This window comes from Streptomyces sp. A5-4, assembly GCF_051131715.1.
Lineage (GTDB): Bacteria > Actinomycetota > Actinomycetes > Streptomycetales > Streptomycetaceae > Streptomyces.
Window position 1 is genome coordinate 520,405 of record NZ_CP178591.1, and the last position, 15,713, is coordinate 536,117.

Here is a 15,713-nt window from a genome sequence, read left to right on the forward strand (position 1 = left end):
CTTCGGCGGCTTCGGCGGCTTCGGCGGCTTCGAACGAGGGGGCGGCCGGCCGGCCGACGTCGGCCGACGTCGCGGGCACCGGCGCCCGGCTCACGGCCGAGCTCGTCCCGCCCGTCGACATCACCCTGAAGTGGACGGGCGAGGACCGGGGCGCGACCGGCCGCATCGTCGAGTTCGCGACGGATCCGGCGGGCCCGTACACGATTCTGGAGTACCTGCCGCCGGGGAGCCGGACCTACCGGCATCCCGATCTCATGCCCCTGACCCTGTTCTACTACCGGCTTCGTCCCTACTCTGGCCCGGCCTCGCGCCCGGTCGAAGTCGCACTGCCCCCGGGGGGAACTGACGGAGATGGACCAGCAGGACGACCACGAGTGGGCGCCTCCGCACACGGTCCGGGGCGAGAACGTGCGCGCGCGTCCGGTGCGGAGCGCGGGCTCCGCACCGGACGGTCTCAAAGCGACCGTCGAGCACGCCAGCGGCATCAGGTTCACCTGGACCGACCACGCCGACGACGAAGCGGGCTATCTGTTGGAGACCAGACCGGCGGGCAGCCGGACATTCCGGCCGACCGCCGTCCTGGACCCCGACATCGATTCGTTCGGGCTGATCACACTGCCGAACGAAAAGAACGCTTCCTATCGGGTCCGCGCGATCACCTACGGAAAGCAGTCCAACGTGGTTCACCTGAAAACCGGGGAGGACCGGTAACGGCCTTTACGAACCGGAGAGTTCGCGTGCCGTCGCCATGTCGCTGAACGGGATCAGCTGCTCCCCGACGATCTGGTACGGCTCGCTGCCCTTGCCCGCGATCAGCACGGTGTCCTCGGGCCCGGCCGCGGACAGTGCGAACGCGATCGCCTCGCGGCGGTCGGCGAACCGTTCGAAGCGGGTGCCGGTCACCGTGAGGCCCGGGACGATCTGGTCCAGGATCGCCTCGGGGTCCTCGTCGCGGGGGTTGTCCGAGGTGAGCACGCACAGGTCGGAGTGGGTCCCGGCGATCTCGCCCATCTGGGCGCGCTTGGTGACGTCCCGGTCCCCGCCGCAGCCGAAGACCGTGACGACCCGGCCCTTGGCGAAGCCGCGGATGGCGGTCAGGACCTTCTCCAGGGAGTCCGGGGAGTGCGCGTAGTCCACGATCACCGAGGTGCCCGCCGGGGTCTCGTAGCGCTCCAGGCGCCCGGGGACCGGCGGCATCCGGTCGAGCGCGGCGACGAGCCCGGGGAGGTCGTGTCCCAGGAGATGACAGGCCGCCACGGTGGCCAGCGCGTTGGCGACCGAGAAGCGGCCCGGGACCGGAATCGCCGCCGGGTACTTGCGGCCGTCGTGGTGGAGGGTGAAGCGCGTGCCGAACCCGTCCATGTCGAGGTCGGTCGCGCGGTAGTCGGCGGGCGAGTCGAGGCCGTAGGTGGTCACCCGACCGGGCATCATCGCGGCGATCCCGGCGCCCACCTCGTCGTCCGCGTTGACCACGGCACGCTCACAAAGGCCGTCGAACAGGCGCAGTTTGGCGTCCCGGTAGTTCTCCATGGTGCCGTGGTCGTCCAGGTGGTCCTGGGTCAGGTTGGTGAAGATGCCCACGTCGATGAACGAGTGGTCGATGCGGTGGTTCAGCAGGCCCATCGACGTGGCTTCGAGCACGACGGTGCTCGCCCTGCGGTCGCGCATGTGCCCCAGCAGGTACTGGAAGTCGGGTGATTCGGGGGTGCTCAGCACCGACCTGGGCATCGGGATCACGTCGTCCCCGATCCGGCTGCCTGCCGTGCCGATGACGCCGACCACGGCGGACTCGGCGATCCGCAGGACCGACTCGACCATGTACGAGACGGAGGTCTTCCCGTTGGTGCCGGTCACGGCCACCATGTCCAACTGCCGTCCTGGCTCGCCGTAGTAGCGGGAGGCGACGGCCGCGGCCGCTGTCCTGGTGTCCGGCACCCGGACGACACAGACGCCGGTGTCCGACGCCCACGACGGCGCGGGGTGGTCCGACGCGCCTTCGACGAGTACGGCCGCCGCTCCACGCGCGAGAGCGGGCCCAACAGCCTCCGGGCCGCCCTCGCGGTGTCCGGGAACGGCGACGAACAGGGACCCCGGCGACACCCGGTGGGCGTCGAAACAGGTTCCCGCGGTGATCATCGTCTCCGGATCGCCCTGGAGCACCTCGTGGTCGTGGCCGGCCAGCAACTCGCTCAACTTCACAGGGGTCCTCTCGGAGGGAACGGACGACAGCCGGCCGTCCGGCGGTCGTCAAGGGCGGCGCCGGGGGGGGCGCCGAAGAAGGTCGTGCGGGGGGTGCGACGCGCTCGTGCGTACGGGGGCCGCGACAGCGGACCGGCCCGGAGGCAGACGTGTTACGGACGGACTACGGCGCCCCGGGAAGAGGAGCGGACCGTGCGGAAAAGGGTGTCACGAACGGGGCGGGAACCGCCGGGGGCCTCTGAGGAGCGGGCGAGGATCGCTAGCCGTGGCCGTGCAGGGCCCGGCAGCCGCACTGCGGCTCATTCGCCGGGCCTTGGGCCGTCGCGCCGGGCGCGATCGGGCACAGGGCATGAGGGACCTGCGGCAGGCACTCCCTTACTCCACATGTGCGACCCATAAGTGGAGTGTACGGCCAGCCGGGCGGCCCCGGTTCCGCCGTGGCGCACCGGACTCCCCGGGCGGCGGTGCGCCGGCGCCCGGGGAGGAAACATGTCGTGCGGGGTGTGAGGGTCAGGGAAGGATCGAGTCGACGTATCCGCCGTCCACGCGGACGGCGCCGCCGGTGGTGGCCGAAGCGAGCGTCGAGCTGAGGTAGACCACCACGTTGGCGATCTCCTCGGGCTCGATCAGGCGCTGAATCAACGACTGGGGGCGGTGCGACCGCATGAACTCGCGCTGCGCCTCGTCCCAGGGGAGCGCGCTGTCCACCAGTTCGTACACGAAGCCCTCGACTCCGCCGGTGTGCGTGATGCCCGCGATCACCGGGTTGACGGTGCCCCCCGGTGCCGGCCGCTTCCTTCGCGAAGCCCCGGGAGACCGCGAGAAGCGCGGTCTCAGACATGCCGTAGTGGATCATTTCGGCGGGGATGACGACCGCGGAGTCGCTGGCGATGTTCAGGATGCGTCCCCAGGACCTCGCCGTCATGCCGGGCAGGTACCCGCGGGTCATCCGCACGGCTGTCAGTACGTTCACGTCGAAGTAGCGCCGCCACTCCTGGTCGCTGATGTCGAGGGCGGGCTCGGCACCGAAGATGCCGAGGTTGTTGACGAGGATGTCGGCCTCCGGGACCGCTTCGAGGACCTGCCGGGAGCCGTCCTCGGTGGAGATGTCGCCCGGCGCGGCCAGGAACTGGGCCCCGGGCATCTCGCCGCGCAGCCGCTCCAGCGCCGCGTCGACGGATTTCTCCGTACGTCCGTTGATGGTGACCCGGGCCCCTGACCGTGCCAGCCCGGTCGCGATGGCCGCTCCGATGCCCTGGGTCGATCCGGTGACCAGAGCGTTCTTACCGATGAGATCAATCAGCACGGTACGCCCCCTTCCTGCAGCGGTTCTCCGGCGAGGACGCCGTCCTCCCCAGGCAGTAGATCATCGAATTCCACCACCCGGCAGAAGTTCGCGAGGCCGACATTCCGGGGCGGATAAGTGATTCATAAAGGCCTCCGTGCCATTCCCCTTCATTGACATCGGCGGGCAAACAGGGGACAAATGAAAGGTAAGGGCCTCCGGCTCATGCGACGAAGGACCGGCATCCGCGATCTCCTTGATCGACTCCGCACCATCGAAACCCGACAGAAGGAGCTTCGCGAGGAGCAGGCGGCGGTGATCCGCGCGATAGTGGCGAAAGCCGGCGGGGTCAGTCAGGCCGCCTCTCTGCTGGGTCTTGACCCCAAAACGGTCCGGGCCCGTGAGCGCGCGGCGGGTATGGTCATGGTGGTCTATCGCGGAACGCACACCGCGAAGATCGATGCGGACGGGCGGCCTTACGGCGAGACCGGGCAGGGCGAGGACAGCCCGGCCCAGCGGGATGCCGACCGTATGTGGTTTACCGTGGCCAAGGGCAAACGCCCGCTCCTGCGTGCCGTCGCCTATGTGGCCGACGGCAGAGTCACCCGGGTCCGTGAGATCGAGGGCGGCGCCTGGCAGGAGAATCCGGAGGGCAAGGTCGCGCTGCCACTCGGCCGACCGCTCAGCCCCGACGCCCTGGCCGCACGATTCCCCGCCTTTCCGCTGAACATCGGTGCCCCCAGACCCATGGTGCGGGGCAAGATCCGCGAGTACATCGCGCTGTAGACCGGGCACGCCCGCCCGCGCCCCATCCCCGTCCACGCGGCCCCGCCGCTGCGCCCTGCCCCACCACGGCACGTTGTCACGACGCCTCCTGTGCCCACCAGAGAAGGGTCCAACCTCATGACCGTGCAGACTTCCGTCCGCCCTCCGCCCCCGCCGCCGAGTCAGACCGGCAGCGACTTCGCGCGGCTTTCGAAGAAGGTCATCGCGGCCGGACTGATGAGCCGCCGTCCCGGCTACTACACGGCCCGCATCGCCGCGGTCGCCACGCTCTACGTCGGTGGCTGGGCAGCCTTCGTCCTCGTCGGCGACAGCTGGTGGACTCTGGCGGTCGCCGGATTCCTCGCCGTGGTCTTCGGCCAGGTCGCGCTGCTCACCCATGACATGGCCCACCGCCAGGTCTTCCGGCTGCGCAAAGCCAGCGAGCGGTCGGGGTGGATCGCCGGCAACGCCGGCATCGGGATGGGCTACGGCTGGTGGCAGGACAAGCACACCCGCCACCACGCCAACCCGAACCACGAGGATCTGGACCCGGACGTCCTCCCCGACGTGCTGGTCTGGTCCCAGGACCAGGCCCGCGCCGCCAAGGGCCTGCCCAGGCTGCTCGGCCGCTCGCAGGCCTTCCTCTTCTTCCCCCTGCTCACGTTGGAGGGCTTCAGCCTGCATGTGGCGGGCGTGCGCGGACTCGCCAACCCGGCCCTGAAGAACCGCAGGATCGAAGGCACGCTGCTCTTCGGTCATTTCGCGGTGTACCTGGCCGCGCTGTTCCTGGTGCTGCCGCCCGGCATGGCGATCGCCTTCCTGGCCGTCCACCAGTGCCTCTTCGGGGTATATCTCGGCTCCATCTTCGCCCCGAACCACAAGGGCATGCCGATCCTGACCGGCAAGGACCGCCCGGACTTCCTGCGCCGCCAGGTGCTCACCTCGCGCAATGTGCGCGGCGGCTGGTTCATCGACGTCGCGCTAGGCGGGCTGAACTACCAGATCGAGCATCACCTGTTCCCCAGCATGCCCAGTGTGCATCTGCGCAAGGCGCAGGTCATCGTGCGGCGGCACTGTGAGGAGCTGGGCATCAGCTACCTGGAGACCAGCCTGCTCACCTCGTACAAGCAGGCGCTGGCCAGTCTCCATCACGCCGGGGCACCGATCCGGGAGTCCCGCGCCGCCGCCTGACCGGCCGTGTCCGGTCAGGGCCGCCCGGCCGGGGGCACTTCCTCGGCCGCGGGCACCGGGCCGGGAGGCGTACCGTCGCCGAACGGCCGCCCGCCCAACTGCTCGCGGTGGTGCGGGCTCAGCCAGTTGGCCAGGTCGGGGCCCAGCGGCACGATCCCGGTCGGGTTGATGCCGGAGTGCACCTGGTAGTAGTGCCGCTTGATGTGATCGAAGTCGACGGTGTCGCCGAAGCCGGGGGTCTGGTAGAGATCCCTGGCGTACGCCCACAGCACCGGGTCCTCCGCGAGCTTCGACCGGTTGCACTTGAAGTGGCCGTGGTAGACGGGGTCGAAGCGCACCAGCGTGGTGAACAGTCGGATGTCGGCCTCGGTGATGGTCTCCCCCACCAGGTACCGCCGGTCGGCGAGCCGCTCGGACACCAGGTCGAGCCGCCGGAACACATCGTGCCAGGCCTGTTCGTACTCGCTCTGGCCCGTCGCGAAACCGGCCCGGTACACGCCGTTGTTGACGTCGCGGTAGACGCCCTCCATGACCTCGTCGATCTCCTCGCGCAGCGGCTCGGGGTAGAGGTCGGGCGCACCCGCCCTGTGCAGGTCCGTCCACTCGGTCGCGAGGTCCAGGGTCATCTGCTGGAAGTCGTTGCTGACCAGCCTGCCGCTGGGTACGTCCACGATCGCGGGCACACTGACGCCGCCGGTGTAGTCCTTCTCCCGGGCCTCGTAGGCCTCGGCGAGGTAGCGGATGCCCAGTACGGGGTCGCGGTCGTCGGGGTCGAGGTTGAAGCGCCAGCTGCGGTCGTCCTGGATGGGGTCGGTCACGGCCAGCGAGAGCGCGTCCTCCAGGCCGAGGAGGCGCCGCGAGACGAGGGCGCGGCTCGCCCATGGGCAGGCGCGGCTGGCCACCAGCCGGTAGCGGTCGGCCGCTACCGGCCAGCCGTCCCGGCCGTCGACCGTGATGCGGTCCGCGAAGTGGCTCTTGGAGCGCTTGAAGGGCTTCTTTCCGTGGCCCTCGGCGCCCTTGCTGTCCGTACTGCCGTTGGTGTCTTCGCTGCTCGTGCTGGTGCCGTCCATGTTGGTGCCGTCCGTGTCGCTGCCGGTGGGGCGGTCCATCCCGGTGTCCTTCCCTGGGTTTCCGTGGGTGCGCGGGTCCGGTGCGCCGTCCCTACGAGCCTTCCCCCATCGCCGGCATTGTCCCCACCTGTCAACCGCCAGGTGGCAGGCACGGGCGCGCCCGCCCGCTCGGGCCATTGCCTCGAGCGGGCGGGCGGCCTTCGGGGCGGGCTCAGGACCGGTAGGCCTCCACTTCACTGAGCTGGACCGCGGGCCAGCCCGTGTTGGCCGTGCCCGTCAGGCGCAGGTGCCGCGTCTCGGTGCCGGCCGGCAGCGTGAGGGTGACGGTGTTGCCCGTCGCCGGGTCGAAGCGGTAGCCCTTCGCCGCGGCGATCGTGCTGAACGCGGATCCGTCCGCGCTGCCCAGGACGGTCAGGGTCTGGGTCCTGGCGGCCCAGGCGGCGGACGGCGGCAGCTTCAGCACCACGCGGCCGACGGCCTGCGAGGCTCCGAGGTCGACGGACAGCGACTGTGGGAAGGCGTGATTGGCGCTCTCCCAGTACGAGCCGGCGTCACCGTCGACGGCCTTGCCGGCGGGGTAGCCGTCCACCTGGCCGGACGCGGTGGCGGGACGGGCCTTGGCGAGGTTGCGGTCCGGGTCGGGAGGCGTGGGGGTGGGGGTCGGCGTGGGCGTCGGGTCGGGGCCCGGCCCCGGGCCACCGTCGTGGTCCGGCTCCGGCCAGGGGCCGCAGTAGGTGGCGGGCAGCTTCTCGTTCCAGCCGGAGTTGCCCGCGCCCTGGGTGAGGCCGAGCTGGCTGCCCAGGCAGCTGTAGACGGGGTCGGTGAATCCGATGTTCTTCGCCGTGACATTGCTGAACGTGGTGACGGCGGGGTCGTTGAACTGCAGGGCGAATGTGCCGGTGCCGTCGATGTTGACGCGGTTGAAGTGGACGCCCTTCGTGGTGCCGGAGACGAAGTGGATCGCGGCGTACGAGCTGTCGAGTATGTCGGTGTCGGTGACGTTGATCGTCGCTTTGTCCATCGTGCTGTTGCGGGAGTCGAACCAGATCGCGCCGATCGGGAACGGCCAGCCGTAGTCGCCGTTGCCGGCCCTGATGGTGGTGTTGCGGGCCAGGGTGAAGGTGCCCGACACATCGGTGCCCTGGCCGGGGGTGACGCCCGGGTAACGGTTGCCCACGTGCAGGCCGCCGCCGTTGGTCAGTGAGTCGGCGACCACGTTGCCGGTGACGGAGATGTCCTTGCCGCCGTAGATCGCGATGCTGTTCGCGAGGATGGGCAGCACCACGGTGTTGTCGGTGAACGCGTTGCCGACGTTGTTCTTGGTGTCGGCCCACATCGCGAGGCCGTCGTCCCCGGAGTTGCGCACGAAGGTGTTGTCCACCGAGGAGTTGGTGACGCCCCAGTGGAAGTTGACGCCGTCGGCGGTCTGGTCGAGGATCCGGCTGTCGCGGATGTGGAAGTTGTCCATGGGGCCGTCCATCCAGGCCCCGACCTTGGTGTGCTGCATCCACACGTTGTCGACGACCGAGTCGCTCATGGCGCCGCCGATCGCGTTGACCTGGTCGTCGTCGACCCGTTCGGCGACCTCACCGATGATCGCGAAGTCCTTGAGCGTGACGTTCCTGCTGGGGCCGCCCGCCTCGTGGGGCCGGACCTGGCCGGTGTAGCCGCCGCCCGCGACGTACTTGCCGTAGATGCCGACGGCCCGGTTGCGCTCAGTGGGGTGACGCCCCGTCAGTACGCTGTACCAGGGCCCCGCGCCCCGCAGGGTCACCTGGTCGGCCACCACATGGTCGTAGAGGTTGAAAGTGCCCTGCGGGATCCAGACCTCCTTGCCCTGCGCCTTTCCGGCGTCGACCGCCCGCTGGAACGCGCCGGTCGAGTCGCCCCCGCCGCTCGCGTCGGCGCCATAGTCCGTCACGGACAGGGAACCGGCGGGGCGGGTGACGGGTGCGGCGACCTGCTCGAAGTCGGCGAGGTCGACCACCGCCCAGGGGGTCTCGGTGGTCGACGGCAGGGTGACGCGCACCTTGGCTCCGGCGGGCAGGGTCCGGCCGAACATCGTGCGGGTCTCGTCGTAGAAGTGGTGCGGGTCGCTGCCCGGGGTGTTGGTGAACGGGTAACTCCCGTAGAACCAGCTGTACTTCGAGGTGAACGACAGCTCCTTGAGCTTTACGCCGTCCAGGCTGAGGTCCACGGGCGCGGTGCGGCCCGTACCGGCCGCGCTGTCCGGTACGGCGTATCGCACGGTCATGGCGTTGGCGGGTGCGGTGAGGGTGAACTCGACGTACTTCCCCGGCGCGTCAAGTCTGACGGCGCGGCGGCCCGACGCCTCGGCGGGCAGGGTCGTGTACGTGCGGTCGGGGCCGATGGCCGTGCCGTTGGTCGTCGCGGTCTCGGCCTCCAGTTCCGTGAAGGGCACCTGCGCGCCCCGCCCCTCGACGGCGAGGGCGGACAGTTCGGCGGGCTGGGCCGCGGCGGCGGGCGAGGAGGAAACGGTGGCGGCCACGCCGAGCCCGATGGTGCAGGCAAGTGCGGCGACCACAGCGGTCAGCCGTCCGGCGCGGGAGCGCGGGGCGGGTGGAAGCGGGGTACGGCGGGGCGGGACCTCGGGGGCAGCGCTTGTTGCGCTCATGACACTCATACCTTTCCGTGGGGATCGGGGGCGAGGAGGTCGAGCAGAGTGGGGAAGCCAGGGCCTGTCCGGCGGATCAGGGTCGGACAGGCCGCGGCGTCAGGTGCGGTGCATCGCAGGGTGCCGTGTCGGGCGTCGCGGACCCGGCCGAATCCGCCACACACTCGCTAGGCCCGCAGCCACACCGCCGTGTCCTGCGGGAGCCGGCCGGCCTCGTCCAGAGGGCCGCTCACGAGCAGAATGCCGGTGTGGCCGGGGAGTTCGGCGCTGTCTGCGGCGAGGTTGACCACGCACATCAGGCCGCCGTCGCGGGCGAACGCCAGAGCGCCCTCCGGGGCGGGCAGCCAGCGGAGCGGGCCGTCGCCGAAGCCGGATTCGGTGCGGCGCAGACGCAGTGCCGTCCGATACAGGCTGAGCATCGAGGCCGGGTCGCCCTCCTGGCGGTCCGCGGCGTACGCCTCCCAGCCCTCGGGCTGAGGCAGCCAGGGCAGTCGCGCGGAGCCGAATCCATAGTGCGGGGCGTGCGCGGTCCAGGGCAGCGGGACCCGACAGCCGTCGCGCCCCGGGTCGCTGCCGTCGGAGCGGAAGTGCATGGGGTCCTGGATGCGCTCCAGCGGGATCTCCGCCTCGGGCAGGCCCAGCTCCTCGCCCTGGTAGAGGTAGACGGCCCCTGGCAGCGCCAGCGAGAGAAGGGCTGCGGCGCGTGCCCGCCTGGTGCCGAGTCCGAGGTCGGTGGGGGTGCCGAAGGCCTTGGCCGCGAAGTCGAATCCGGTGGCCTCCCGCCCGTACCGGGTGACGGTCCGCGTCACGTCGTGGTTGCACAGCACCCAGGTCGCGGGCGCCCCGACGGGCGCGTGCTCGGCGAGTGTTTCCTCGATCGACGTACGTAGCAGGGCGGCGTCCCACGGGCAGGACAGGAAGTTGAAGTTGAAGGCCGTGTGCAGCTCATCGGGGCGCAGGTAGCGGGCGAAGCGTTCGGAGTCGGGCAGCCACACCTCGCCGACGAAGATTCCGCCGAACTCGTCGGCGATCGACCGCCAGGACCGGTAGATGTCGTGGAGTTCGTCGAGGTCGATGTAGGGATGCGGGTCCTGGCCCTCGACGAAGTCGGGCAGCCCGGGCGCCTTGGCGAGCAGCGCGGCCGAGTCGATACGGACTCCCGCGACGCCCCGTTCGAACCAGAACCGCAGGACGTCCTCGTGTTCCTGACGCACCGCGGGGTGCGCCCAGTTGAGGTCGGGCTGTTCGGGGGCGAAGAGATGCAGGTACCACTCGCCGTCGGGCACCCGGGTCCAGGTGGTGCCGGCGAACTGCGACGGCCAGTCGTTGGGCGGCAGTTCACCGTGCTCACCGCGTCCCGACCGGAAGTGGAACAGCTCGCGCTCCGGGCTGCCGGGCTCGGCGGCCAGTGCAGCCTTGAACCAGGCGTGCTGGTCCGAGACATGGTTGGGCACGATGTCGACGATGGTGCGGATGCCCAGACCGAGGGCTTCCGCGATCAGCTTCTCCGCCTCGACGAGACTGCCGAAGGCGGGATCGATGGTGCGGTAGTCGGCGACGTCGTAGCCGCCGTCGGCGAGCGGTGAGAGATACCAGGGGGTGAACCAGAGTGCCTCGACGCCCAGTTCGGCGAGGTAGCCCAGCTTGCCGCGGACGCCCGCGAGATCGCCGGTGCCATCTCCGTCGCCGTCGGCAAAGCTGCGTACGTACACCTGATAGATGGCGGCGGAGCGCCACCAGTCGGCGGTGGCCTCGGACGGGAGGATGGCTGCCACGTGACGGTCCTTTCGGGCAGGTGGGACTCCGCCGCCGGCCCCGGACAGCGGGGCGCCACTATGAAGGGGCCGACGGCGGAGTGCTTGAGGGAGCGGGACGGCGGCTTCGGTCAGCCCTTCAGGCCGCCCGCCGTGAGACCGCCCATGATGTTCCGCTGGAAGATCAGGAAGATGAGCAGCGTCGGGGCGGAGGCGATGGCGAGCGCGGCGATCAGCCAGTTCTCGGGGACGCCCTGGGCGAGTGAGTAGATCCCGACATTGAGTGTCTGCATGGCCGGGTCGGGGAGGGTGAGCATCGGCCAGAGGAAGTCCTTCCAGACCCCGACCACCGCGAAGATCGACACGACGCCCAGGATCGGCCGCGAGATCGGCAGGACCACGGAGCGCAGGGTGCGTACCGGTGAGGCTCCGTCGATCGACGCGGCGTCGAGCAGTTCGCGCGGGATCGAGTCGAAGAACCGCTTCAGCAGGAAGATGTTGAAGGCGTTGGTGACGGACGGAAGCCAGATCACCCAGGGCGAGTTGAGCAGATTGCGTTCGAAGAACGGCACGTCGAGCACTGTGAGGTACTGCGGTACGACGAGTACCGTCGCCGGGATCATCAAAGTGGCCAGCATCATCCCGAGGATGGCCTTGCCGAAGAGCGGCCTGAGCTTGGACAGCGAGTACGCGGCGGCGACGTCGAACACCAACTGGAAGGCGAGCGCGCCGAACGCGTAGTACAGCGTGTTGAACAGCAGCCGCGCCAGCTCCATCACGTTCCAGGCGCTGGAGTAGTTCTCCGGGTGGACCGACTCGGGGATCAGTGTGGGCGGGCTCTGCGCGAACTCCTGCGTCGTCTTCAGACCGCCGCTGACCATCCAGTACAGCGGGCCGAGGAAGACCAGCACGAAGACCAGCACCACCAGCGCGAGAACGGCCCAGTAGACGACCTGCCCGCGGGTTCGGCCGAGTTGCGCCGGGGAGATGAGGGTCCGGGTGCGTTCGACGGGCGCCTTGGACCGGGGAGGGTTACGGGTCGCCTTCCGGCGGGATGTGAGAGTGCTCGCTGCCATCGTCGGACTCCCTAGTCGTCGCTGTCGCGGCTCAGTCGTACGTACGCCGCGGAGAAGACGGCCAGCAGTACGAGCAGGACCAGGCCTAGCGCCGCCGCGCTGCCGTAGTTGTTGAAGTTGAAGGCGTACTGGTAGATCAGATAGACCACGGTCGTCGTGGAGCCCTCGGGGCCGGCGCCGTTGGTGAGCAGGAACGGCTCGGTGAAGACCTGCATGGTCGCGATGATCTGCATCAGGAACATCAGCGAGAGGATCAGCCGGGTCTGAGGGATCGTCACATGCCAGATTTTGCGCAGGATGCCGGCGCCGTCCAGCTCGGCCGCCTCGTACAGCTCGCCGGGTATTCCCTGGAGTGCGGCCAGGTAGATCAGGGTCGCGCCGCCCATGTTCATCCAGGTGGCCGCGATCACCACGGAGAACATGGCGGTGTCGGTGGACTGGAGCCAGTCCTGTGGAGGCAGGTGGAGCAGTTCCAGGATGCGGTTGAACAGGCCGTACCCGGGATCGTAGAAGTACTTGAAGAGCAGCACCGAGGCGACCGGCGGTAGCATGACCGGGAGATACACCAGCAGCCTCAAGAAGCCCTGTCCGTGCCGGAATTCATTGAGCAGGACGGCGATGAGGAACGGCACGGCGAAGCCCAGCACCAGCGCGAGGCCGGTGAACTGCAGGGTGTTGCGCCAGGCCTGCCAGAACGCCGGGTCGTTGAAGATGTACGTCAGGTTCGACCAGCCGGCCCAGGTGGTCCGTCCGCCCTCGGTCTTCTGGAAGGCCAGCAGGAATTCCCGGACCATCGGGTACCAGGAGAAGAACGAGAAGCACAGAACCGCGCCGATCAGGAAGCCGTGCGCGGACACGTTGCGCCGCAGCGAGCGCACGAAATCCTCGCGGGTGCGCGGCGCACCTTGGTCGCCGGGGCTCTTGGGGCGGGGCTCGGCCGTCTTGTTCTTGGCCAGGGTGGGGGCCGACATCGTCTCTCCTTGGTGCCGGAGGCGCGGGGTCTTCGAGGTGTACGTCGTTATGGACGGCGCACGGCGTTGCGGACGCGCGGACGGCGCGGGGGCCGGGTCCGGGAGGCTGGTCCCGGCCCCCGCTCGCCTGCTACCGCTTCGCCAGCACCTGGTTGACCTGGGTCTCGGCGCTGGACAGGAGCTTGTCGATGTCCGCGTTCTTGTTGGTGAGGACACCGGACATCACGTTGTCCAGGACCTTGTAGATCTCCTGCGCCTTGCCCGGCTCCGCCTTGCCCGGCACCGGCTGGTCCATGAAGGGCTTGAAGTTCTCGACCGGCATGGTCGCGTTCGAAGCCCGCTGCGCGGCGTCCTTGGTCTTGGTCTCGCCGGTCCAGAAGTTCGGCTGCGGCAGTCCCACGGGCAGCTCGTCCCCCTTGGAGCGGGCCCAGTCGAACTGGCCCTTGCCCGGGGTGAGCGTCTTGAAGTTCACCCAGGCGATGGCGGCCTTGAGCTCGTCGGGCGAGTTGCCCTTCTTGAACATGTAGTCGTTGCCGCCGAACAGCGTGGCCTTGCCGCCGGGGATCGGCCCCATGCCGAAGTCCTCGTACTTGGCGCCGAGTTGCTGGACCATGTACGTCAGGTCGTCCGGGGCCGCGAGGAACATGCCGAGCTTGTCGGTGGCTATCTGCTTCTGCAGGTCGCCCCACTTGAGCAGCTGGGTCTTGCCCATGCTGTCGTCTTCCCAGCGCATGTCGTGCAGGTTCCGCGCGATCTCCCTGCCGAGGTCGCTGTTGAACGCGACCTTGCCGTCCGGGGTGACGATGTCGCCGCCGAGGCCGTACATGGTGGCGGTGAAGTGCCAGCCGCCGGTGTTGCCGGCGCTGTACTCGCCGTAGCCCGCGGTGCCGCCGCCGAGCTTCGCGATGGCCTTGGCGGCCGTGCGGACCTCTTCCCAGGTGGTGGGCGGCGCGTTCGGGTCGAGTCCGGCCTCCTTGAAGAGCTTGCGGTTGATCAGCAGACCCATGGTGTAGTTGCTGGTGGGCAGACCGTAGAGCTTGCCGTCCTTCTTCAGGACGTTCAGCACGTCGGGGTCGATGGTGCCCAGCGCGGGCACGGTCTTCTCGTTCACGTAGGCCGTGATGTCCGCGGCGCCGTCGTTGTCCAGCACCTGCTGCAGGTCGGTGAAGTAGGTGTAGAAGACGTCCGGTTGCGACTTGCCCTTGAGGGCCGCGGTGAAGCGCGCGGGCTCCTCGCACTGGCCGGGGGTCGACTTGCCGTCGATCTTGACGTTCGGATACTTCTTGTTGAACGTCTTGACGTCCTCTTTCCACTGCCTCAGCTCCGCGGCCTTCGCCGCCGGCGGCATGCAGTCCATGGTGAGCGTGACCTTGGTCTTCGGGTCGAGCGGCGCGGCCGGATCCGCCGATCCGCCGCCCCCACCACCGTCGTTGTCGGTGTCGCTGCTACTGGTGCCACAGGCCGCGAGAGCGGTCAGCGTGAGCGCGGAGACGATCGCGGCCGCGGTTCGGCGGGTGCGGGAGGCAGGGCGGAACCAAGTGCTTCTCATCGGTGGTCCCCTTCGGGCATGAGCGTGGAAGTCCCCCGGCTGACACACAGCGGGGGCGCGGCACACTCAACCACCGAGAACAGACGACCGCAATATGTCGCGCTGATTTCGTAAATGATTGACAGACGATTGCAGGCCGGCGGACGCCTAACGCGGCGCCTGGGCCGTGGAGCCCCGCACCACCAGCTCGGGCTCGAACAGCAGCTCGCCCGGCTGCACCGCGCCGCCCTGGATCTGCGCGGACAGCAGCTCGACCGCGGCCCGCCCCATGGCCTCGATGGGCTGGCGCACGGTGGTCAGCGGCGGCTCGGTGCAGTTCATGAAGGCGGAGTCGTCGTAGCCGACGACCGACACGTCGCCGGGCACGTCCAGTCCGCGCCGGCGGGCGGCCCGTACCGCGCCGAGGGCCAGCGGGTCGCTCGCGCAGATGATGCCGGTGACTCCGCGCTCCAGCAGCCGGGAGGCGGCGGCGTGGCCGCCCTCCAGGGAGAACAGAGTGCGCTCGATGTGCTCTTCGGGCAGCGTGGCGCCCGCCGCCCGCGCCGCGACATGAGCGGCGGCCAGCTTGCGGCGGGAGGGAATGTGGTCGGGCGGGCCGAGCACCAGGCCGATCCGCTCGTGCCCCAGGGACTTCAGGTGGCGCCAGGCCTGCTCGACCGCGACGGCGTCGTCACAGGAGACGCAGGGGAAGTCGAGGCGGTCGATGGAGGCGTTGATGAGCACGACGGGGACCTTGCGGTCGGACAGCTGCCTGTAGTGCTCGTGCGGCGCGTCCGCCTGCGCGAACAGTCCGCCGGCGAAGACCACTCCGGAGACCTGCTGCTGGAGGAGCAGCTCGACGTAGTCGGCCTCGGACACCCCGCCCTTGGTCTGGGTGCACAGGACGGGCGTCAGCCCCTGCTGCGCCAGTGCGCCGCCGATCACCTCGGCGAAGGCCGGGAAGATCGGGTTCTGCAGCTCCGGCAGGACGAGGCCGACCAGCCGTGCGCGCTCGCCGCGCAGCTGCGTCGGCCTCTCGTAGCCGAGCACGTCCAGGGCCGTCAGCACCGACCGCCGGGTGGTCTCGGAGACCCCCGGTTTACCGTTCAGCACCCGGCTGACCGTGGCCTCGCTGACCCCTACCTTCTTGGCAACCTGAGCAAGTCGTCGCGTCATGGACGCAAGACTAACGCAAGCACCGCAAGTGGCTTACTGATCCGCGCAAATTCGGCCGCACGC

Annotated in this window: 11 protein-coding genes and 1 pseudogene; 3 read left to right on the forward strand and 9 right to left on the reverse strand. The window is 69.5% G+C overall.

Annotated elements, in window-relative coordinates; translation table 11 throughout:
• The first annotated feature begins 351 nt into the window (after window positions 1–351).
• Window positions 352–711 carry a hypothetical protein gene (locus tag ACLLJJ_RS02510; protein ID WP_434587600.1) on the forward strand — a complete coding sequence of 120 codons (360 nt, stop codon included), beginning with the start codon at window positions 352–354 and terminating at the stop codon, window positions 709–711.
• Between the two features lie 6 nt (window positions 712–717).
• Here the strand turns inward: ACLLJJ_RS02510 and ACLLJJ_RS02515 are convergent, their stop codons facing one another.
• Together ACLLJJ_RS02515 and ACLLJJ_RS02520 are read right to left on the reverse strand one after the other, a co-directional pair.
• Complete coding sequence (locus ACLLJJ_RS02515; protein ID WP_434587601.1) at window positions 718–2,199, reverse strand: UDP-N-acetylmuramoyl-L-alanyl-D-glutamate--2,6-diaminopimelate ligase; 1,482 nt, start codon at window positions 2,197–2,199, stop codon at window positions 718–720.
• A gap of 510 nt (window positions 2,200–2,709) precedes the next feature.
• Window positions 2,710–3,505, reverse strand: a pseudogene (locus tag ACLLJJ_RS02520) (SDR family NAD(P)-dependent oxidoreductase).
• A gap of 204 nt (window positions 3,506–3,709) precedes the next feature.
• On the opposite strand from ACLLJJ_RS02520, the gene ACLLJJ_RS02525 reads away from it, so the two are divergent.
• On the forward strand, window positions 3,710–4,270 hold the full coding sequence (locus tag ACLLJJ_RS02525; RefSeq protein WP_434587602.1) for a hypothetical protein: 561 nt from the start codon (window positions 3,710–3,712) through the stop codon (window positions 4,268–4,270).
• Window positions 4,271–4,387: 117 nt separating this feature from the next.
• Window positions 4,388–5,440 carry a fatty acid desaturase family protein gene (locus ACLLJJ_RS02530; RefSeq protein WP_434587603.1) on the forward strand — a complete coding sequence of 351 codons (1,053 nt, stop codon included), beginning with the start codon at window positions 4,388–4,390 and terminating at the stop codon, window positions 5,438–5,440.
• 14 nt (window positions 5,441–5,454) lie between these two features.
• On the opposite strand, the gene ACLLJJ_RS02535 is transcribed toward ACLLJJ_RS02530, so the two are convergent.
• From ACLLJJ_RS02535 to ACLLJJ_RS02565, 7 genes are all read right to left on the reverse strand, one after another.
• Window positions 5,455–6,510, reverse strand: a complete 1,056-nt coding sequence (locus ACLLJJ_RS02535) for a glutathione S-transferase family protein (protein WP_434600277.1) — start codon at window positions 6,508–6,510, stop codon at window positions 5,455–5,457.
• Between the two features lie 211 nt (window positions 6,511–6,721).
• Entirely contained in the window at window positions 6,722–9,145 is a 2,424-nt protein-coding gene (locus ACLLJJ_RS02540; protein WP_434587604.1) for a discoidin domain-containing protein, read from the reverse strand.
• A 167-nt stretch (window positions 9,146–9,312) separates the two neighbouring features.
• Window positions 9,313–10,920: a glycoside hydrolase family 13 protein gene (locus tag ACLLJJ_RS02545; protein WP_434587605.1), complete on the reverse strand. Its 1,608-nt coding sequence runs from the start codon at window positions 10,918–10,920 to the stop codon at window positions 9,313–9,315.
• Between the two features lie 110 nt (window positions 10,921–11,030).
• Window positions 11,031–11,975, reverse strand: a complete 945-nt coding sequence (locus ACLLJJ_RS02550; RefSeq protein ID WP_434587606.1) for a carbohydrate ABC transporter permease — start codon at window positions 11,973–11,975, stop codon at window positions 11,031–11,033.
• A gap of 11 nt (window positions 11,976–11,986) precedes the next feature.
• Window positions 11,987–12,946, reverse strand: coding sequence for a carbohydrate ABC transporter permease (locus ACLLJJ_RS02555; protein ID WP_434587607.1), 960 nt, complete (start codon window positions 12,944–12,946; stop codon window positions 11,987–11,989).
• A gap of 130 nt (window positions 12,947–13,076) precedes the next feature.
• Entirely contained in the window at window positions 13,077–14,495 is a 1,419-nt protein-coding gene (locus ACLLJJ_RS02560) for an ABC transporter substrate-binding protein (protein WP_434587608.1), read from the reverse strand.
• A gap of 147 nt (window positions 14,496–14,642) precedes the next feature.
• Complete coding sequence (locus tag ACLLJJ_RS02565) at window positions 14,643–15,650, reverse strand: LacI family DNA-binding transcriptional regulator (protein ID WP_434587609.1); 1,008 nt, start codon at window positions 15,648–15,650, stop codon at window positions 14,643–14,645.
• Window positions 15,651–15,713: the final 63 nt, after the last annotated feature.